The organism is Sphingomonas sp. Leaf198, from assembly GCF_001424005.1.
In the GTDB taxonomy this organism is placed as follows: Bacteria; Pseudomonadota; Alphaproteobacteria; order Sphingomonadales; family Sphingomonadaceae; genus Sphingomonas.
The window spans coordinates 1,142,065-1,161,178 of the sequence record NZ_LMPX01000002.1 but is presented as its reverse complement, the minus strand read 5'-3'; the positions used below and the strand labels follow the sequence as shown (position 1 = coordinate 1,161,178).

The window sequence follows — 19,114 nt, the reverse complement described above, 5'->3', positions numbered from 1 at the left end:
GCGAGCGATGCGAAGGTGACCGTCAGGGCGGGGACATCCAAATCGACCATCACGGGTTCCGTGGGATGACAGATTCACCAGCAGCGGGATGTTGCCAATCGCCCCCCATCGCCTGGAACAGCGCGACGGTATTGCTCAGCCGCCCGGTCTGCGCCTGGATGACGCCCAGCCGGGCCTGGAGATAGGTCGCCTGTGCCTGGATCAGGTAGGTGTTGTCGACGTCGCCGAGCGCCGCCCGGCTCTTTGCGATCGTCAGGCTGCCGGCCGCGGAGGTCTCGGCACGCGTCTGCACCGCCAGAAGATCGCCGTTCGCGCGGATCGCCTCGAGCGTGTCCGCCACGTTCTGAAACGCCGTCAGCACCGCGCTCCTGTATTGCGCGGCAGCCTGATCGCGTAAGGCACGCGCCGCCCGGGCACGTCTTGCCAGCGTGCCTCCATCGAAGATCGGCTGGAGCAGCCCGGCCGTCAGATTATAGAAGAAACCGCCGGGTGCGGTCAGCGCGGAGAATGTTTCGCCGACCAGGCCCGTATCTGCGCTGAGGGTGAGGCTGGGAAGGCGGGCGGCGATCGCGACGCCGTATTGTGCGTTGAGCGCGCGTATATTTGCCTCGGCGAGCCCGATATCGGGGCGCTGCTCCAGCAACTGCGCGGGCAGGCTTACCGGCAACTCGGTTGGCAAGGCGAACGACGCCAGCGTGAAGGTGGCCTCGGGCTGATCCCGGGGTGGACGCCCAAGCAGCACGGCCAGCGCATTGCGCTGCTGCGCAAGTTGCCGACGTAGGTCGGGCAACAACGCCTCGGTCTGTGCGAGCGCGGCATCCTGGGCGACGACGTCGCCGCGTGGAATGGATCCGAGTTCGAACTGGCGCTGTATCAGCGCGCGCAGACGGCGTTGCTGGTCCGCCAGATCGAGCGTTACCGCAAGCTCTCCGCGTAATTGCGCCTCCTGAAGCGCCGCGTTCACGACGTTGGCGGCAAGCGTGAGATAGGTCGCCTCCACCGTGAAGCATTGCGCGTCGCGCTGCGCCGCAGCGGATTCGATCGTCCGTCGGACGCCCCCGAACAGGTCGGGGGTGTAACCGACGCTCAACTGCCCGGTATAGACATTGAAGATCGACGCGCCGGAGCTTTGCGGCGACGCGATCTCGGATGCCACGCGCTGGCGGTTCGCGGTCGCGCCCGCCGTCACGGTCGGCAACAGCGCACCGCGTTCGGCGCGATAGGACTCCCGCGCCGCTCGCAAGGCTGCTTGGGCTGCCTCGACGTCCGGGTTGGCGGCGAAGGCCTGCGCGACGAGCCGATCGAGGTCCGGCGAACCAAATGCGGCCCACCATTTTGCCTGCGGGCGCGCGCCGATCAGAAAGCGTTGCGCGTCGCCGATCGGGATCGCCGTGGCGGTCGTCTGAACGGGGAGCGGGGCAGACGTATAGCGGTCCGTCCGCGGCAGTTCGGGCCGCACGTAGCGCGGGCCGACGGCACAGCCCGAGAGAGTGGCCAGCAGCATGACGGGCAGGGGGAGGGATCGGAGGGATCGGAGTGTCATAGCGAAGGCTCCAGCGCGGGATCGGCGGAAGGACGTGGCGCAGCGGAGGCCTTCGCCTCGACGCGCCGCTCGATCAGGAAATAGAGCGCCGGGATCAGGAACAACGTCAGGAAGGTCGTCAGGACGAGCCCTCCGACCACGACCGTACCGATCCCGCGCTGCACGTCGCTGCCGACGCCGGTGGCGAGCGCAGCCGGCAACATCCCGACGGTTGCCACGGTCGCGGTGGTCAGCACGGGACGAAGCCGCTCGGCCGCACCCTCGATCACCGCGTCGATCAGCGCCAGCCCGCGGCTTCGCGCCGCGTTCAGGTTCGACACCATGATGATCCCGTTCTGCACCGCGACGCCGAACAGCGCGATGAACCCTACCGCCGATGCGACATTCAGCGTCACCCCTGTCAGATGGAGCGCGATCAGTCCTCCCAGTGCCGCAAGCGGCACGAGACCCAGCACGAGCAGCGCGTAGCGGAACACGCCGAACAGCGAATAGAGCAGGATCAGCATCAGCGCCGCGACGATGCCGAAGATGATGCGCAACCGCGCCTCGGCCCGACGCTGGTTCTCGAACTGGCCACCGAAGGTCAGCTCGAACCTGCTGTGATCGTATTTTACCTGCGAGGCGATCTTGGACTGGGCCTCGGCGATGAAGCTGGTCAGGTCACGGTCGCGATAGTCCAGCTTCACGGTGAGATGGCGGCGCGTCAGTTCGCGCGTGATCGTGCTTTCGCCCGCCTGATAGCCGATCGTGGCGACCGAGGAGAGCGGGACATGCGCCCCACCGGTCGTGGTTAGCACGAGGTCGCCGAGATGCTCCACCGTATCCCGTGCGGTAGCCGGAAAGCGCACGGCCAGGTCGTACACCCGCTCGCCGACGAAGATCTGCGAGAAACCCTGTCCACCGACCGCGGTCGCCAGCAGGTCGTTCACGTCGGCGATGCTGATGCCGTAGCGGGCCAGGGCGCTGCGATCGACCTTGACGACCACCTGGGGCAGGGGTGGCTCCTGATCGATCGCCACGCCGTAGGAGCCGCGCACCGACTGCAGCACGCCGACGATGTCCTGCGCGATCCGCCGACCTTCCTTCAGGTCCTCGCCGAAGACCTTGACCACGAGTGCGCTGTGCGCACCGGAGATCTTGTCGTTGACGCCATCGATCATCGGTTGGCTGAAACCGATCTGATAGCCAGGCAGCCGCGAAAGCCGCGCGTTCATCCGTCGAACGAGTTCGTCCTTGCTCTCATGGTCGGGCCAGGTGTCGTATGGTTTCAGACCGACGCTCGACTCGATATGCGACGGCGTGAAGGGATCCGTGCCGTCGTCGTTGCGTCCGGTCTGCGTGACCATGTACGACACTTCGGGGAAGCTCAGAACCTCGGCACGCAGGTCGCCTGCCATTCGTTTTGCGGTATCGAGTGAAATCCCGGCGGGCATCGAGACCTGGAGCCAGAGCGACCCTTCGTCGAGTTCGGGCAGATATTCCCGACCGACCGTCGCACCGAGCCCGACCACCGCAACCGCGGCGACCAATACGGTCGCAACCGCGATCCGCGGGCGCGCTATGAGCGCGGCGAGCGACCGGCGATAGCCCGTCTCGGCGCGCATGAGGACCGGGTTGTGGACGATCCGCCGGGGCTTGCGCAGCATCATATAGGCCAGCGCCGGCACCAGGGTCAGCGACAGGACGAGCGCGCCGAGCAGCGAATAGCCGACCGCATAGGCCATCGGCGAGAACAGCTTGGCCTCGACGCGCTGGAACGCGAACAGCGGGAGATACGCGGCGATGATGATGAGCGTCGCGAAGACGATCGGCCGCGCGACGGATACTGCGGCCTGGCGGACGTCCTGTTCGCTCAGCACCGCATCGGGGTCCGCCTCGCGACGGCGCAGGATCGCTTCGGTCATCACGATCGCGCCGTCCACGAGGATGCCGAAATCGATCGCGCCGAGTGACAGCAGGTTCGCAGACACGCCGGTCAGGTACATCAGTGCGAACGCGACGAGCATGGCGAACGGTATGACCACCGCGACGATCAGCGCGGCGCGTGCACTTCCGAGGAACAGGATCAGCACGAAGACGACGAGGCCGATGCCCAGGAAGACGGTGTGCGAGACCTTGTGGATCGTCGCGTCGATCAGGTTGCTGCGATCGATATAGGGTACGATCCGCACGTCCTGCGCCTTCAGCGAGGCATTGAGCTGATCGACCTTGGCGTGGAGCGCATCGAGCACCGGCCCGGCATTGGCGCCCTTCAACAGAAGCGCGATTCCTTCGATCGAGTCGTTGTTGTAGTCCTTGCCGAGGATGCCGTGACGTTCCTGATTGCCGAGTTTCAGAGTGCCCAGATCGGCGACATGGACGGGCGTACCGTCCTTCGTCTTGACGGTGATCGCGCCGATATCGTCGAGCGTCCGGAGCCGGCCGATGCCACGCACGACATAGCCAAGCTCTCCGCGGTTCACGACGCTGCCGCCCGCGTTCGCGTTGTTGGCACCGATCGCATCGGTGACATCCTTCAAGGCGATCCCGTAGCGCGACAGCGCGGCTGGATCGATCTCGAGCTGATACTGTGTGGTGATACCGCCGAAATTGTTGACGTTGGCGATGCCATCGATGCCGCGTAGCGCGGGGATGACCGTCCAGCGCTGGATCTCGGACAGCTCGCGCAGCGACTTCGTGTCGCTCTCGAGCGTGTAGCGATAGACCTCGCCGATCGGCGACGTGAAATCATCGAGTCCGGCCTCGACGCCCTCGGGCAGATCGGCCGCGGCGATCCGCTCCTGCAGCCGCTGACGCGCCCAATAGCCTTCGACGCCGTCCTTGAAGACCACCGTGATGAGCGTCAGGCCGAAGGCGGTGCGGGAGCGCATCATCGCGAGGCCGGGGGTGCCGTTCAACGCGCGCTCCAGCGGCACGGTGACCTGTTGCTCCATCTCCTCCGCGGCGAGCCCGGGAGACTGGGCGATCACCTGTGAACTGGTATCGGCGATGTCGGGATAGGCCTCGACCGCGAGCTGGGACCAGGAATAATAGCCGAAGATCGCGATCAGGATCGCCAGCAGCGCCATGATGAAGCGCTTCGCGAGCGCGAAGCCGACGAGCCGATCAATCATTGATCAGCACTCCGCCGCGTACGATCACGCGCTCGCCGGCCTTCAGGCCCTTCGATATCGTCGTCCGCGCGCCGAGACTGTACCCAGCCTCGACCGTACGGGGCACGAAGGTCCAGGGTGCGACTTCGACATAGGCCTGGCTGCCCTCGTCCTTCAGGAACAGCGCGCCGGTCGGAACGGAGACCGCCGGTACCGCCGCTGCCTGGAACGAGACGGTCGCGAACATCCCGGGCTTCAATCGACGATCGCCGTCGGGGAATGCGAGACGCACCTTCATGCGCCGTGTCTCGGGATCTAGAACATCGCTGACCGAGGCGACTCGGCTCTGTACCGGCGCGTCGGGATATGCGGCAAAGCGCACGCTCGCCGGCTGGCCGACATGAACCGATGCGAGATCCTTCTCGGGGACTTCGACCGTGACGAAGACACGGTTGAGATCGGTGATCGTCATCAGCGACTGAGTCGCGTCGTTCCACACCGCCCCGCGTGCTGCTGCAAGATCGGTGACGCTGCCGCTGCTCGGCGCGACGATGGTCAGGACCTGCGCACCGCCTCGCTGGCGCAGCGGCGCGCCGACGATCCGCAGCTTCGCGGTGGCGCTCCGCAGATCGGCCTGCGCGGTGGCATAGTCGCTCTCGGCCTGAAGCACGTCCTTTTGCGCTCCACCACCCGCTTCGAACAACGCGCTTGCTCGCGCCTTGCTGCGGGTCGCGAGCGCCATCGCGGCGGTCGCACGCGCTTGGTCCGCATAGGCCTGCGCCAGATCGGAGGACACCATGGTCGCAAGCGGTTGTCCCGCCCGGACATGGTCGCCGAGCCCGACGCGCAGCGACACGATCCGGCCCGTCAGTGCAGGCGCGACCTTCGACTGAAGCGCAGGATCCGCCTCGACTGACGCCGGCAGGTCGAGCGTGCGGCCTTCGGTCGAACTGCCCACCGCGGCGACTGCGATCCGCGTGCGAAGCGGCGATCCCACTGGCACGAAGATCCGGTCGCCCTTGCGTTCGACGATCGGCGCCTGGCGGGCAGGCTCGTGCGACTGCCCGCCGCCACACGCCGACACGGTCAGGATCAGGCAGCCCAGAAGCATCGAGCGGAACGTCGGCGTGCCCGCCGGGACCTGGGAAATGAATACAGACATCTGAACAACTCCGGAGAGGCGTGGTGCTATCGGCGGCATGGGACGCGCGATGCGGATCGGGTGAGGAGCGGGCAGGCGACCAGAAGTCGGCGCGTTCGCTCGTCAGCGGAGGACTGCGGCTCGCGCAGGGCGGCGATTGCCCCGGCGACGGTCGCGGCGTTCGAAAAGCGGCGACCGATTGCGCAAAGCCTGCGCCTGATACCGGTGGCAAGCTGCACACGCCGGGTCACAACCATGCCTCGAACCGGGCGATGTACCAGCGCTTCACCGCTTGCGTGAGCACGAGGTAGCCGAGATGCGCCGGCGTTGACGCCGCGGGGGGATTACCACCGACGTGCGGCAGTGGTTCGAGGCACGCGCGGCGCCAAGGATATTCAAGACGGCCATGACGACCTCCTTCGTTCCGGACATGATTGATCGGGTCCGGAACGAAGCGTTTCAGGACGGTGTCACCGTTCCCGGAAGCCTCTTCCGTACCCGATGCCGGTCGACGTGATCAGGGGAGCACCAGCCCGCCTGTCTCCGTCCCCGGCAATGGGAGTAGATCGTGGTTCGATACGTCACCTGTTGCGGTATTAATCCAACAAATCCTGGCCATCCTAAAGCGGGAGGGGCAGGATGTGCTTTGTAAGTTTTGCCGCTATGCTCTGAAAAAGGCGTTTGCAAGCATATAATCGTCAGATTTGTTATGAGTAGCTGTAACGATATCGGAGCCATATACTATGGTATATCCTATATATAGATAGGTATACGAGCAAAGTATCGGCGTATACTTCGGAAGATAGGATTTGGGAGGAGCGGGTTGATGTGGCAATTGCGTTCCATGGAGAACGGTAATCATCAGGGGCGGCGATCCTACATTCGTGAATCGGTTTCCGTGATTGCTCGCGAAAACGAACGGGTGGTGGGTCTCGGTGGAACCGCCCACGCACGTCCGGTCGCGAATGCCGGGGGATCGTCGTGATGCAGCCGCATCGCACCGGACCGCGGGCCTGGCCGAAAGCCGTCATCGCCGCGACGATCCTGACCGTCTTCGTAAGCGATACGGTGACCGATCTCGAGATCGCGGCAGCGGTCTTCTACGTCGTCCCGATCCTGATGTCGGTCCGGCTGCTGAACCGTCGAGATGTGATCCTGCTGGCGGCGACGTGCGTCGCGCTGACGATCTTGAGTTCGGTGCTCACCGCGTCGGGCTCGCGTGAAGCGGGGTTGATCAACCTGGCGATCAGTACGGCTGCGATAATCGTCACGACCTACCTCGGGTTGCGGATGATCGCCTCCGAGGCGGCTTATCACGAAGCCCGCGCCCAACTCCTTCGTCTGTCCAGGATCAGCAACCTGGGCGAACTGGTCACGTCGATCGCCCACGAGGTCAACCAGCCCCTCGCGGCCGTCACGGCCAGTGCCGGCGCGTGTCGTCGCTGGCTCGATGCCGATCCGCCGAACATCACCAAAGCCCATGAATCCGCGGGGCGAGTAGTCGACGCGGCGAACCTGGCCAGCGAGGTGATAGCGCGCGTCCGTCGCCTGTCCCGTCGCCACGCGCCATTACGTGAGCCGATCGCGATAAATACCGTGATCACGGAGTGCGCGGCGTTGGCGCAGGGCGAGGTGGAACGGAGCGGGACGACTCTGGTACTGGATCTGAAATCGAACCTGCCGGTCATCATTGGGGACCGGGTGCAGATCCAGCAGGTTGTCAGCAACCTCCTGCTCAACGCGCTGGAGGCCTTGGAGACGGTCGATCCGGCAACGAGAACGATCGAGGTTTCGTCGAGATTGCAGGTGGACGGCATGATCGTGATCGCCTGCGCCGACAATGGAAGCGGACTCGGCAAAGAGGCCAGGGAGCGCCTGTGGGAGCCGTTCTGGACAAGCAAGGAAGGTGGCACCGGTCTCGGTCTTACCATTAGTCAGACGATCGTGGAGGACCACAACGGGCAACTCGACTACCTTGACACGCCGGGTGGCGGCACGACGTTCAGAGTGTTGTTACCCGGTTCGAATGGAGAGTGACCTGACTTCCGCTCCGCCTGGCCTCGATGATGTCGAGCCCCCCACGGTTCGCCCGCTGGTTCGGATCGTGGACGACCATGCGCCGATCCGGGCGGCCGTCGACGACTTGCTCACGTCGGTCGGATTCGAATCTATGTCCTATGCGTCCGCGCGCGATTTCCTGCGCGACGATCCGGTAGAGCGTCCTGGTTGTCTGATTCTCGATGTGCGGATGCCCGAACTCGGCGGGTTCGATCTGCAGACCGAGCTCGGACGGCGCGGCATCAGGCTGCCGATCATATTCGTGACCGGGCACGGCGATATTCGCATGTCGGTTCGTGCCTTGAAGGCGGGAGCCGTCGATTTCCTCGCCAAGCCGTTCGATGATCAGATGCTGATCGATGCTGTGAACGCAGCGATTTTAGAAGATATCGAACACCGTCGCATACACAATCGTGTCGCGGCGGTGCGCGCGCGCGCGGATCTACTCGCCCCCGGAGAACGCCTGGTCATGGATATGGTCGTGCAAGGCCGTACCAACCGGGAGATTTCTACGGCCCTGAATGTCGCGGAAATTACGGTTAAGGTCCGGCGCGCTACGGTCATGCGAAAGATGCAAGCCGAGACATTGCCCGACCTCGTACGAATGTCTGACGAGCTCCGAGAGGCAGCCGTTTGACGATCTGACGTGAGCAAGGCGGCCGGTGTGTTCTCGATTAGGATCCAGAAATGGAATGCGTATGCTCCTCGCCCGGCAGCAGCGGCGCGATCCGCGTCCGCGGCGCCGCGTTCAACTCGTATCGCCTGATCCCCATCGCTCCGCGCCGCGCCGCACGAAGTGCACCATGGGTCAGACATCATTCGCTTTGGAACTCCTGAATGTCGATCCGTTGTGGTTGGGTCTCGAGAACGCTCGCGTTTGCCAAACTCGATCCCCGGCGAGACGGCGCTGGCCGCGCCGATCACCAATCGATTTCGAGTACGCCAACGCCTTCTCGCCCGCCATTCGAGTTGTCGGAACGTCTCGATGCGGGAGGGCGCAGACCTAACAGGCTCGGTGACGGGCTTGTCATTTGCCGACGCTTCGACATGACCTTAGCCTCGAAAGGGAAAGTTTTAAGGCTGCAACGGGTCGGCAGCGATCGCCGAAGGGACTGTGACGTGATCAGAATTTTGCCGGCTATTCTGCTCGTTGCTTCGTTCCCTGCGCACGCGACGGTGTTCTACGTTGCCCCCGATGGCAACGATCGGGCCTCCGGGGTTTCGCCCGGAACACCGTGGCAGACCGTCCAGCGCGCGCAGCAAAGTGCGCAAGCCGGCGATACGGTTTACTTTCGTGGAGGACGCTATGTCGTCACGTCCGGCGTCAACCGCTGCGCCACGCGCACGGACACAGTGAATGCCGTGATACTGGACAAAAGTGGCGGCGAAGGAAAGCCGATCCGCTACTGGGCCTATCCCGGCGAGACACCCGTGTTCGATTTCTCTGCGATGAAGGACGACTGCCGCGTCAAGGGGTTCGATGTCACCGGCAGCTGGCTTCACCTGAAGGGGCTGGAGGTCACGGGCGTCCCGCAGCAGCCGGACAATCACCTGAACCACGAGTCATGGGGCGTCTGGAACAGCGGCAGCCACAATATCTACGAACGGCTCAACCTCCACCATAATATGGGACCCGGGCTTTTCATTCAGGATGGGGGCTATAACCTGGTGCTGAACACCGACTCGCACCACAATTATGATCCCTACACCTCCAACGGCGCCGGGCAGAGCGCCGACGGCTTCGGCGCCCATATCAAGGCCGGCCACCCGGGCAACGTCTTCCGCGGTGACCGCGCATGGGCCAATTCGGACGACGGCTTCGACCTGATCAACGCCTTTTCGCCGGTGACGATCGAGCAGTGCTGGGCATGGCAGCAAGGCTATCTGCCCGGCACGCGCAGTCCTCTAGCGGCAGGCAACGGCAACGGTATCAAGGCGGGCGGTTATGGCGGACGATATACCCCGAATGCCGTCAAGCACATCGTCCGCTTCTCGGTCGCGTTCGACAACAAGGCGGCGGGATTCTACGCCAATCACCACCCGCTGGCCTTGGACTTCATCAACAACACCGCCTTCTCCAACGGTGTCCAATACGACATGCTGGGTATATCGGCCGACGGCTCTCCCATTTCGCTCGGCAATCTGCGTAACAACATTGCCTATGGCACCGTCCTGACCTCGCATACTAACGGGCTGAAGATGGCCCACAACTCCTGGACCTTGCCGACGCGCGTGACGCGCGCAGATTTCCAGGATGTTTCGGACCGTCATTGGGACGCACCACGGCAGGCCGACGGCAGCCTCCCTGTACTCCATAGCTTCCACCTGCGCGCCGAAAGCCCGCTGAAGGGTTTGGGCGCGTTCAACGAATAATAGCCGGCCGTGCCTGCGAGTATCGTACGCACTCGAAGCGCGGCGGCATAGTGAAGGGCTTTGCCATTCGTTCCGCGATGCAACGGCGCGCATTTGCTCCGAATAGTTCGGCAGAAACGTGTTTCCACCAGTTTGCCGCCGACCCGTAGTCCGTCCCGGAAGCCTTCGCCTCGTTAAGCGCTCCATTCAAAACGGCGGGCGAAATCGCCGTGCAGGCAACAAGCTGCCGACGGATAAAGGGTTGGAGATCGTACCAGTTTTCGCTTCTACTCGGCTGGGGATCGTATCCAACGAGCGGGCCCCGACTGAGGCAGAGTGTCCGACCGTCTGCGCTTTTGGCCTCGGCTTTGAATCGAACACTTTCGCCGTTATCGACAAATGAGAACCCGATAGCCCCCGAACTGTCATGCCATTCGAGTTTGGCCTCTTTCGTCAGCCAACAGCCAAAATCAAGCATAGGAACGTCGCGGCAGTCCTCGACAGATCGCACCACGGTAAATCGGCCAAAATGCTCTTCGCTCTTTTCGTAATGCGTTTCGCCATCGTGGTAGCTGGGAGGCTCATACCCACGGCTGGAAGTCTGGCCGTATCCCACCTGCGCGCTCAGTAACGCGCTTAGGACAGCCGCACAGGTGGACAGTCGGCCGACCGCCGATAGCGATAGTCTTTCCGCCATTGGTATCTCCCCGCCCGCTTTACTGAATTAGTTCCGGAAGGTTGATCCGATCATAACGCTCGAGCGCAGAGCCGCGTCGTTCATCTGGATCTGACCGCAATCCAGGCGCCAGATCGCGACGTCCGCCTTGGGCGCAGCGGCTTGAGCCGCGGTGCCCAAGGTTAGCGACATGCACCCCGCGAGCGGGCGGGGCCATAGTCGCCGATCGGCGGATTGCGGTTGGTCGCCAGCAATGCCGCCAACTGGTCATGGCCATCGCGATCCGCATGATCGTTCGACACATTCACGTGCGCGCGTCCTCTTCGTGATCGGCATGGACGGCGGGCTGCGTCGCTGCGATCCACGCCCGGGTTTCGCGCAACACCTCATCCGACAACGCGGTGTCGTCGACGGCGCGTGACAGCACGACGGCGCCGACCATCGCCGCCCACCGGCCGATCGCGGCCTGGCGGCGTTCGGCGTCGCCGTCGCCCGGCAGACCGCGTGCGAAGCGGTCGATGTGCGCGTTCAGCCCGTGCGTCATGGCCGCACGCGCCTCAGGCGTCTGGTGGCGCATCAAGCCGGCGAGACTGGCCATCGGGCATCCCCGGTCGGGGTTCTCCCGGTGCAAGGGCGACAGATAGGCGTCGGTCCACGCATCGATATCGGCCATGCCGGCGCTCTCGCCCGCCAGCGTATCCGCGATCGTCGCGGCGATCAGGTCGTCCTTCGAAGCGAAGTGACCATAGAAGCCACCATGAGTCTGCCCAGCCGCCTTCATGACATCGGCAACCGTCACCGCCGCAAAGCCGCGGTCGCGGAACAGCCGGCTGGCCTCCTGCAGGATGCGGCGACGGTTTTCGACCATCTGCTCGCGACTGACCTTCATCGAAATAATCTCCAGCTCTCTGTTGACGTTTCATGATGGCTATCACATTTAGCTATTCATGACGTCTGTCATTAATATAGCGATCCGTTTCGAAAAGGGCAATCCGATGACCAAGCCAGCCATCCTCATTACCGGCGCCTCCACCGGCATCGGGGCGACCTATGCCGATCGTTTCGCCCGCCGCGGCCATGACCTCGTTCTGGTCGCGCGCGATGCCGCCCGCCTCGATGCCCTGGCCGCGAAGTTGCGCGGCGAGACCGGCGTCGCAGTGGACGTGCTGCCAGCCGACCTGACGAACCTCGACCAGATGGCCGTCGTGGAGACGCGGCTGCGCGACGACGACCGCATCGGCATCCTCGTCAACAATGCTGGCGCGGGGCTGGGGGGCAATTTCGTCGATCAGCCGACCGAGGCCGTCGATCGCCTGATCGCGCTGAACACCACTTCGGTCGCGCGGCTCGCGAGCGCAGTGGCACCGCGGCTTGCGGCACGCGGCGATGGTGCGATCATCAACATCGGTTCGGCGGTAGGGCTGGCACCCGAATATGGCATGACCGTTTACGGCGCGACCAAGGCGTTCGTGCTGTTCCTGTCGCAGGGGCTGGCGCTCGAACTGGGGCCGAAGGGCGTCTACGTCCAGGCGGTCCTGCCAGCGGCGACGCGCACCGAGCTCTGGGGCCGCGCCGGTGCCGACGAGGCATCGCTGCCGCCGATGATGGAGGTGGGCGAAATGGTCGACGCGGCGCTCGCTGGCTACGATGCGCGTGAAGCCGTGACGATCCCGCCGCTGCACGATGGCGATCTGTGGGACGCGTTCCAGAGAGCGCGACGGGCGATGTTGCCGGGCTTCGGGGAGATCCGTCCCGCACCGCGCTACGCCGCGTGATCCCCTCTAACGCCTCCACACGAAAGATCCGCACCATGTCGGAATCCAGCCTCTTCTCGTCTTATGATCCGGACTGCGTCAGGCTCGCCAATCGCTTCGTCCTGGCGCCGCCGATCCGCAATCGCGCGGGTGTCAGTCCGGTGTCGACCGACCTAGCGCCTCTTGCGCAGATCGAGCCGCAGACGCTCTATGGCCGCGGCGCCAAGGGCTATATCGATCATCCCGCCGCGGCGGCCACCCGGGAGTGCGCAGCATGAAGGCATATCAGCTCGAACGGTACGGCAAGGGGCAACGGCTGATCCTGGTCGAACGGCCCGATCCGGTACCCGCCTCCGACGAGGTGCTGGTCGAGATCCACGCCACCGCGATCAACCAGCTCGACGGCAAGATCCGCGACGGCGCGTTCAAGCCGATCCTGCCCTACAAGCCACCCTTCGTCCTCGGGCATGATCTCGCCGGCATCGTCACGGCGGTCGGGGCGGGCGTGCGCCGCTTCAAGGTCGGCGATGCGGTCTATGGCCGCCCGCGCGACGGGCAGATCGGCACCTTTGCCGAGCGCATCGCGATCAACGAAGCCGATCTGGCCGTCAAGCCCGCCGGCCTGTCGATGGCGGAGGCGGCGTCCATCCCGCTCGTCGGCTTGACCGCATGGCAGGTGCTGGTCGAGCGCGCGGGCCTGAAACGCGGCCAGAAGATCCTGATCCACGCGGGCTCGGGTGGCGTCGGCACGATCGCGATCCAGCTCGCCAAGCATCTCGGCGCGACCGTGGCGACGACCGCGAGCGCCGCCAATGCCGATCAGGTCAGGCGCCTCGGCGCGGACATCGTCATCGACTACAAGACGCAGGACTTTTCCGAGCTGCTGTCCGGCTACGACGTCGTCCTCAACAGCCTGGACGCGAAGACACTCGAAAAGTCGCTCGCGGTGTTGAAACCGGGCGGCAAGCTGATCTCGATATCGGGACCGCCGGACCCGGCATTCGCCAAGGCGCAGGGATTGAACCCGGTCATACGGCTCGTCCTGCGTCTGATGAGTGCGAAAATCCGGCGCAAGGCTAAGCGGCAGGGCATCGCCTATTCGTTCCTGTTCATGCACGCCGATGGCGAGCAGTTGGGCAAGCTTGGCGCGCTGATCGACCAGGGTTCGATCCAGGCCGTCGTCGATCGCATTTTCCCGTTCGAAAGCCTCAACGACGCGGTGGACTATGTCGATTCCGGCCGCGCCAAGGGCAAGGTCGTCGTGACGGTGCGCCCGTGACGATCCGCCCGTGACGGGGCCTGGACCCGCACCCAGCCCATGCTCCCGACTAAAAAAAACAAGGACTCCACGATGACCAAGACGCAATCGTCCCGGGGGGCGTGGGCCAGCGTCGCCACGCGAACGGTAGTGGCTGCGGGCACTCGCTTTGCCTATCGGCAGCTTGGCGGGGGACGCGGCGTCCCCCTCGTGCTGCTCAACCATTGGGGCGCCAACCTCGACAATTTCGATCCTTCGATCGTCGAGGCGCTGGCCGCCGACCGGCCGGTATTCGCGTTCGATTACCGCGGTGTCGGCGCGTCGGGCGGCGAGGCACCGCTCACGGTCTCGGCCATGGCGGACGACATCCTCGCGGCGACCGACGCGCTCGGGCTCGATGCGATCGACCTCATGGGCTTCTCGCTGGGCGGCTTCGTCGCGCAGGATATGGTGCTGAAGCGCCCGGCGCTTGTCCGCCGGCTGATCCTCACCGGCACCGGGCCGGCGGGCGGTACCGGCATCGATAAGGTCGGCTCGGTATCCTGGCCGCTGATCCTCAAGGGCATGCTGACGTTCCGCGATCCGAAGACGTTCCTGTTCTTCACCGCGAGCAAGCCCAGCCGTCGCGCGGCGCAGGCGTTCCTCGCGCGTCTGAAAGTCCGCAAGGCCGACCGCGATGCTGCCGTCACGCCGAAAGTCTTCTTGCGCCAGCTGAAGGCGATCACGGCCTGGGGAGCGCAGTTCGCGCAGGATCTGGGCGTCATCCGCCAGCCGGTACTCGTCGCCAATGGAGACTACGACATCATGGTCCCGAGCGAGAATTCGCGGGATCTCGCGCGCCGCATCCCGGGTGCCGAACTCGTCCTTTACCCAGACGCGGGGCACGGCGGGATCTTCCAGTATCACGAACTGTTCGCCGATCGGGCGATCGCGTTCCTCGATACTTGAGCTTTCTTCGCGACGATCGCGGAGGGCGGAAGCTGCGCAGCTGACCTTCCCAATTCATCATCTTTGTCGTTTGAAAATTGTGCGGCGACATCGCTGAGAGCGACGAGGCAATTATGCAGGATGAATACGATGCGATCGCGGAAATATAAGAAAGTGAAGGATTTTTGATACATCCGAAAATGGTAAAGTTGATCAAGAAGCAGGTTGCTATCACTTAACTGTAGCCCGCGTCGTATGGCGGAGCATCCTTACCATGCCGGTATACGAGCGTCACAATTCATTCCCACACCCGCAGGGATCAGTCGGTGCCGATCATGCTGCGGATCCGCTTTTCGAAGTCGGCGATGCTGAACGGTTTGGTGAGGACCTCCATGCCCTCGACCAGATGGCCCGCGCCGACGGCGGCGTTGGCGGCATAGCCGGTGACGAAGAGGATCTTGAGGTCGGGCCGGACCGCGCGACCCGCATCGGCGACCTGACGACCGTTCAATCCGCCCGGCAGGCCGACGTCGGTGACCAGCAGGTCGATCCGTTCATCGGAGCGAAGCAGCTTCACCCCTGCGGGGCCGGTCGGGGCTTGCAGGACGCGGTAACCGGCTTCGGACAGGACCTCGGTGACCAGATCCCGGATCGCGGTCTCGTCCTCGACGACGAGAACCGTTTCACCCGGCAATGCCCGGATCACGCCGCTCTCGTCGGGCGCTCGGTCGGCGACTGCCGCCTCGCCGTCGTGGCGGGGGAGATAGAGACACATAACCGTGCCACGCCCTACCTCCGAGCAGATCCGCACCTGGCCGCCCGACTGGCGGACGAAGCCATAGATCATCGAGAGGCCGAGACCGGTACCTTCGCCGATCGGCTTGGTCGTGAAGAACGGCTCGAAGACGCGTTCGATGGTCTCCGGCGTCATCCCGGTGCCGGTGTCGGTGACGTACAGCGCGACATAGTCGCCTTCGTGGAGCTCCTGATCCGCCGCCGCCTGAGCGTCGAGCCACGTGTTCTGCGTCGCGATCGTCAACCGCCCGCCATGCGGCATGGCGTCGCGCGCATTGATGCACAGGTTGAGAAGCGCGTTCTCCAGCTGCGGCGCGTCGACCAGAACCGGCCAGAGACCGGTGGTCGAGACGATCTTCACCTCGATCTCGGGGCCCAGCGTGCGATCGATGATCTCCGCCATCCCGGCGATCAGGCGATCGGCATCGGTCGGCGTCGGTGCCAGCGTCTGCCGGCGCGAGAAGGCGAGCAGCCGCTGGGTCAGCGCCGCGGCCCGGCTCGCACCGGTCTGGGCCATCGCGACGTAGCGATCGAGCTTGTCGTATTCGCCCTTCGCGACGCGTAGCGCGAGCAGTTCCAAACCCCCGGTCACCGCGGTCAGCAGGTTGTTGAAGTCGTGCGCCAAGCCGCCGGTCAACTGGCCGACCGCCTCCATCTTCTGGCTCTGGCGTAGCGCTTCCTCGGCGCGCATCAGATCGGCGGTGCGCTCGGATACGCGCTGTTCCAACGTCTCGTTCAAGCGGCGCAGTTCGTTCAGCGCACGGTCTCGCTCCGCGGCGACCTTGCGGCGTTCCTCGACGTCGATGAGGACCCCGGGGAAACTCGTCGGGGTGCCGTCCGGTGCGTGATCGACGCGCCCATTCGCCTCCAGCCAGTGATATTCGCCGTTTGCGCGCCGTGTCCGATATTGATGCGCGTACCCGCCGCCGCGGGCGATCGCGTCGCTGATCGCCTCGGCCAGACCGGCCTGATCGTCGGGGTGAACGGTGGCGACGATCTGCGTGAGGCTCAGGCCCTCGCGGCCCATCGCCGGGTCCAGGCCGAACGCGCGTGCGAAGGGTTCGTCGACGGTGAAGCGATCGCTCGGCAGATCCCAGACCCAGGTCCCGATGATCGCGCCCGCCGCGAGCGCAAGCTGCACCCGCTGCGCATCGACCAGCGCCGCTGCCTCGCTGTCCCGCAACGCCTGTTCCGCGCGACGTCGTTCGGTTTCGTCGCGAGCGATCTTGATGAAGCCGCGCGGCTTTCCCTGTGCGTCGTAGGGCAGGGGATGGACCGATCCCGTGAGGAACACGCGCGATCCGTCGCGCCGGACGTGCCAGCGTTCGTCGTGCGCCGAATTCTGGCGAGCGGCGCTGCCCAGGGCGGGGAGCTTCGGGCCGCTGACGTCGTCCTCGTCCGCCAGGATCATGGCGGACGGCTGGCCGATCGCCTCGTCGGCCGACCAGCCGAGCACGACCTCGGCGCCTGCCGACCAGGTGGTGATGATGCCGATCGGATCGGTCGTGAAGATCACGTGATCCTTGGCCCCTTCGATCACCAGTCTGAGCCGCTCTTCGCTCTGTCGCAGCGCCGCGTCGGCAAGGACCCGCTCGGTGGTCTCGTTGGTGAACACGAACAGGCCCGCGATCGCGCCTCGCGCGTCCAGGATGCGCGAGTAGGAGAAACTGAACCAGGTGTCGGCACGCCCGCGATCGGTATCCAGCTTCCACGGGAGATCGACGAACCGCTGGCTCCGCCCCGCGAACGCTTCGTCGATGATCGGCTTGGCCTGCTCCCAGGCATCGGGCCAGACGGTTTTGAAAGGCGATCCCATGGCCCAGTCGAGACGCGGCCCCAGCAGCGGAAAATAGGCGTCGTTGAAGAAGAAGATCAGGTCGTCCTCGCCCCACGCCAGGATCATCGATTCCGGCGAGTTGAGGATGGTGCTGAGATTGGACTTCAGAATGTCCGACCAGCCTTCCGGCGGTCCGAGCGGATGACTCGTCCAGTCGCGACCGAGGATCAGGCGGGCCGCCTCGCCGCCCCCGGCGAGAAACGCCAGTTGGGGTGGTAAGGTATTGGCAGCAGGGCTTACTTCGGCATTCATCACCGCAATCCGTAGCGATCGTCCCGCCGTTTGGAAATCGGCATTACGGCATTCGACGACACCGCTGATTATCGGGGCGATGGTCGGTTCGGACGAACGCGACGCGTTCGGGGCGGGGGGCGAAGGGGATGGCGGGCTCTCGTCGTCGAGCGCCCCGCCGGTCAGCGATCGTGCGCGACGAACGCCGCGAACACCCGATCGCGCGCGTGATGCGGCGAGGACAACCGAAACCGCGACCGACCGAGCGGACACTATGTCTGCACTATGCGATCGGCGCGGATCGATCTCGAATCCCTATGCAGGGCCCCGTAGATGTTGGGGGCGGGCACGACGCTCGCGTCACGAAAGGCAGCAGGGCGACATGTCGTCTGAACCCATATCGGAGCCCGATCCAACCGGGCTCGTCATCTTCGTCGGTCAGGATCGCGCCGGGCACTGGCTCGTCCAGGACAGCAGGCGAACGCTCGAAGGCCGCTTCATCTCCTACGCCGCCGCGATGCACTATGCGCAGGCCGAGCGGGATATCTATCATGCGAGCGTCGAGGTCGCCGCGATGCCGCTCACGCCACTCGTGTCGTTCGCCCCGGTCGGTCGGGACGAGCGCGCGCTGCCCCGTGCGGCATGACGGAGAGATGGCGATGAACGTTCATGCTCTGCCGGTCCGGTCGCGTACCGCGATCACGACGGGAAAGGGGACCGGGGCCCCGCATCCCGCAGCCAAGTCGACGCACCACGATCCACGCTGGCCGCAGGTCGCCGCCGCATTGTCGGCATTGCGCGCAGCGGGGCGGCATGCGGTCCGTATCGTCGATGCCGAGTGCGGCGCCGGTACGCTGCTGCTGTCCGCGGCGCATCATGCGAGGATGCTCGGCTTTACCGCGATCGAGGTGCGCGGGATCGATCGATCGGCCAGTGCGATCGGTCGCGCGCGGGCCGCCGCGAACCGCGCCCCGGACGCTGCGATCGGCGCGTCTTTCGAGGTGGCGGACATCGTGACCGCGTTGCAGGCCGAGCACGACCTGCCCGCGGACATCGTCCTGTGCCACGGCGGTGCCGCGCACGATCGCCGGCCTCAGGCGGTTGCCGCGCTGCGCAGAGCCGGGTGGGTCGTCATCGACGACCGGGCGGTGTCCTGCGCGCGGAGTGTCGCGGCATGACCAGGCGCGATATCCTCTGGCGTGCGATCGGCGTCGTGCTGACCGTCGGCGCCTGCAGCGTGGCGGCAGCGACGAACGGTGCGGCGCTGGCGATGCTAGTGTTTCCGATCGCGCTGCTCGGATTGACGCTGGCGATCAACGGCAAGCGCGTCGTCGTTGCCCTCCGCGCCGAACGGCATGGCCATTGTCATACCGCCGAAGCGATCCATGCCGTCCGCCTGCGTCGCACGCATCGGCGGCGCGAACCGCCGTATTCCTGACCGCGGCGAACC

17 protein-coding genes are annotated in these 19,114 nt (G+C 65.0%); 11 read left to right on the top strand and 6 right to left on the bottom strand.

The window, feature by feature from the left end:
* Window positions 1-49 precede the first annotated feature (49 nt).
* From ASG20_RS12195 to ASG20_RS12185, 3 genes are read right to left on the bottom strand one after another with little or no spacing between them, the layout of a single operon-like run.
* On the bottom strand, window positions 50-1,543 hold the full coding sequence (locus tag ASG20_RS12195) for an efflux transporter outer membrane subunit (protein WP_082470921.1): 1,494 nt from the start codon (window positions 1,541-1,543) through the stop codon (window positions 50-52).
* The gene (locus tag ASG20_RS12190; protein WP_056052550.1) at window positions 1,540-4,656 is read right to left on the bottom strand and encodes an efflux RND transporter permease subunit; all 3,117 of its coding nucleotides are present in this window, start codon (window positions 4,654-4,656) and stop codon (window positions 1,540-1,542) included. Before ASG20_RS12190 ends, ASG20_RS12195 begins: the two co-directional genes overlap by 4 nt.
* Window positions 4,649-5,797: an efflux RND transporter periplasmic adaptor subunit gene (locus ASG20_RS12185; RefSeq protein ID WP_056052547.1), complete on the bottom strand. Its 1,149-nt coding sequence runs from the start codon at window positions 5,795-5,797 to the stop codon at window positions 4,649-4,651. Before ASG20_RS12185 ends, ASG20_RS12190 begins: the two co-directional genes overlap by 8 nt.
* A 23-nt stretch (window positions 5,798-5,820) precedes the next feature.
* Here ASG20_RS12185 and ASG20_RS19410 point away from each other — a divergent pair, with 23 nt between their 5' ends.
* The 4 genes from ASG20_RS19410 to ASG20_RS12165 all read left to right on the top strand — a co-directional run bounded on the left by ASG20_RS19410 (window position 5,821) and on the right by ASG20_RS12165 (window position 10,207).
* Complete coding sequence (locus ASG20_RS19410; RefSeq protein WP_156364266.1) at window positions 5,821-6,087, top strand: hypothetical protein; 267 nt, start codon at window positions 5,821-5,823, stop codon at window positions 6,085-6,087.
* Between the two features lie 673 nt (window positions 6,088-6,760).
* Window positions 6,761-7,813 (top strand): sensor histidine kinase, encoded by a 1,053-nt coding sequence (locus tag ASG20_RS12175; protein WP_056052540.1) that lies wholly within the window; start codon window positions 6,761-6,763, stop codon window positions 7,811-7,813.
* Window positions 7,814-7,880: 67 nt separating this feature from the next.
* Complete coding sequence (locus ASG20_RS12170) at window positions 7,881-8,471, top strand: response regulator transcription factor (RefSeq protein ID WP_231420707.1); 591 nt, start codon at window positions 7,881-7,883, stop codon at window positions 8,469-8,471.
* Window positions 8,472-8,953: 482 nt separating this feature from the next.
* Complete coding sequence (locus ASG20_RS12165; RefSeq protein ID WP_056052537.1) at window positions 8,954-10,207, top strand: right-handed parallel beta-helix repeat-containing protein; 1,254 nt, start codon at window positions 8,954-8,956, stop codon at window positions 10,205-10,207.
* Between the two features lie 837 nt (window positions 10,208-11,044).
* Here the strand turns inward: ASG20_RS12165 and ASG20_RS20030 are convergent.
* The gene (locus ASG20_RS20030) at window positions 11,045-11,170 is read right to left on the bottom strand and encodes a hypothetical protein (protein ID WP_269083211.1); all 126 of its coding nucleotides are present in this window, start codon (window positions 11,168-11,170) and stop codon (window positions 11,045-11,047) included.
* Window positions 11,167-11,751, bottom strand: coding sequence for a TetR/AcrR family transcriptional regulator (locus ASG20_RS12155; protein ID WP_056052531.1), 585 nt, complete (start codon window positions 11,749-11,751; stop codon window positions 11,167-11,169). Before ASG20_RS12155 ends, ASG20_RS20030 begins: the two co-directional genes overlap by 4 nt.
* A gap of 106 nt (window positions 11,752-11,857) precedes the next feature.
* Here ASG20_RS12155 and ASG20_RS12150 point away from each other — a divergent pair, with 106 nt between their 5' ends.
* The 4 genes from ASG20_RS12150 (at window position 11,858) to ASG20_RS12135 (ending at window position 14,822) form a co-directional block, all read left to right on the top strand.
* Window positions 11,858-12,637, top strand: coding sequence for an SDR family NAD(P)-dependent oxidoreductase (locus tag ASG20_RS12150; protein WP_156364264.1), 780 nt, complete (start codon window positions 11,858-11,860; stop codon window positions 12,635-12,637).
* A 35-nt stretch (window positions 12,638-12,672) separates the two neighbouring features.
* Window positions 12,673-12,894 (top strand): hypothetical protein, encoded by a 222-nt coding sequence (locus tag ASG20_RS12145; RefSeq protein WP_056052525.1) that lies wholly within the window; start codon window positions 12,673-12,675, stop codon window positions 12,892-12,894.
* Window positions 12,891-13,895: an NADP-dependent oxidoreductase gene (locus ASG20_RS12140; protein WP_056052522.1), complete on the top strand. Its 1,005-nt coding sequence runs from the start codon at window positions 12,891-12,893 to the stop codon at window positions 13,893-13,895. Before ASG20_RS12145 ends, ASG20_RS12140 begins: the two co-directional genes overlap by 4 nt.
* Before the next feature lie 72 nt (window positions 13,896-13,967).
* A complete protein-coding gene (locus ASG20_RS12135; protein WP_056053145.1) occupies window positions 13,968-14,822 on the top strand; it encodes an alpha/beta fold hydrolase in 855 nt (284 codons plus the stop codon).
* Window positions 14,823-15,120: 298 nt separating this feature from the next.
* Here the strand turns inward: ASG20_RS12135 and ASG20_RS12130 are convergent, their stop codons facing one another.
* Entirely contained in the window at window positions 15,121-17,685 is a 2,565-nt protein-coding gene (locus ASG20_RS12130; RefSeq protein ID WP_082470916.1) for a PAS domain S-box protein, read from the bottom strand.
* 361 nt (window positions 17,686-18,046) lie between these two features.
* Here ASG20_RS12130 and ASG20_RS12125 point away from each other — a divergent pair, with 361 nt between their 5' ends.
* Genes ASG20_RS12125 through ASG20_RS12115 form a run of 3 tightly spaced genes read left to right on the top strand, consistent with a single transcriptional unit; the run spans window position 18,047 to window position 19,102 of the window.
* A complete protein-coding gene (locus ASG20_RS12125; RefSeq protein ID WP_056052519.1) occupies window positions 18,047-18,310 on the top strand; it encodes a hypothetical protein in 264 nt (87 codons plus the stop codon).
* Window positions 18,311-18,323: 13 nt separating this feature from the next.
* The gene (locus ASG20_RS12120) at window positions 18,324-18,842 is read left to right on the top strand and encodes a methyltransferase domain-containing protein (RefSeq protein ID WP_082470957.1); all 519 of its coding nucleotides are present in this window, start codon (window positions 18,324-18,326) and stop codon (window positions 18,840-18,842) included.
* On the top strand, window positions 18,839-19,102 hold the full coding sequence (locus ASG20_RS12115; protein WP_056052516.1) for a hypothetical protein: 264 nt from the start codon (window positions 18,839-18,841) through the stop codon (window positions 19,100-19,102). Before ASG20_RS12120 ends, ASG20_RS12115 begins: the two co-directional genes overlap by 4 nt.
* Window positions 19,103-19,114 lie beyond the last annotated feature (12 nt).

Coding starts and splice junctions, on each gene's coding strand:
- ASG20_RS12155 (WP_056052531.1), bottom strand. CDS start 11,751: ATGAAGGTCAGTCGCGAGCAGATGGTCGAAAACCGTCGCCGCATCCTG.
- ASG20_RS12130 (WP_082470916.1), bottom strand. CDS start 17,685: ATGAATGCCGAAGTAAGCCCTGCTGCCAATACCTTACCACCCCAACTG.
- ASG20_RS12195 (WP_082470921.1), bottom strand. CDS start 1,543: ATGACACTCCGATCCCTCCGATCCCTCCCCCTGCCCGTCATGCTGCTG.
- ASG20_RS12135 (WP_056053145.1), top strand. CDS start 13,968: ATGACCAAGACGCAATCGTCCCGGGGGGCGTGGGCCAGCGTCGCCACG.
- ASG20_RS12125 (WP_056052519.1), top strand. CDS start 18,047: ATGTCGTCTGAACCCATATCGGAGCCCGATCCAACCGGGCTCGTCATC.
- ASG20_RS12120 (WP_082470957.1), top strand. CDS start 18,324: ATGAACGTTCATGCTCTGCCGGTCCGGTCGCGTACCGCGATCACGACG.
- ASG20_RS12175 (WP_056052540.1), top strand. CDS start 6,761: ATGCAGCCGCATCGCACCGGACCGCGGGCCTGGCCGAAAGCCGTCATC.
- ASG20_RS12115 (WP_056052516.1), top strand. CDS start 18,839: ATGACCAGGCGCGATATCCTCTGGCGTGCGATCGGCGTCGTGCTGACC.
- ASG20_RS12185 (WP_056052547.1), bottom strand. CDS start 5,797: ATGTCTGTATTCATTTCCCAGGTCCCGGCGGGCACGCCGACGTTCCGC.
- ASG20_RS12145 (WP_056052525.1), top strand. CDS start 12,673: ATGTCGGAATCCAGCCTCTTCTCGTCTTATGATCCGGACTGCGTCAGG.
- ASG20_RS12190 (WP_056052550.1), bottom strand. CDS start 4,656: ATGATTGATCGGCTCGTCGGCTTCGCGCTCGCGAAGCGCTTCATCATG.
- ASG20_RS12140 (WP_056052522.1), top strand. CDS start 12,891: ATGAAGGCATATCAGCTCGAACGGTACGGCAAGGGGCAACGGCTGATC.
- ASG20_RS12150 (WP_156364264.1), top strand. CDS start 11,858: ATGACCAAGCCAGCCATCCTCATTACCGGCGCCTCCACCGGCATCGGG.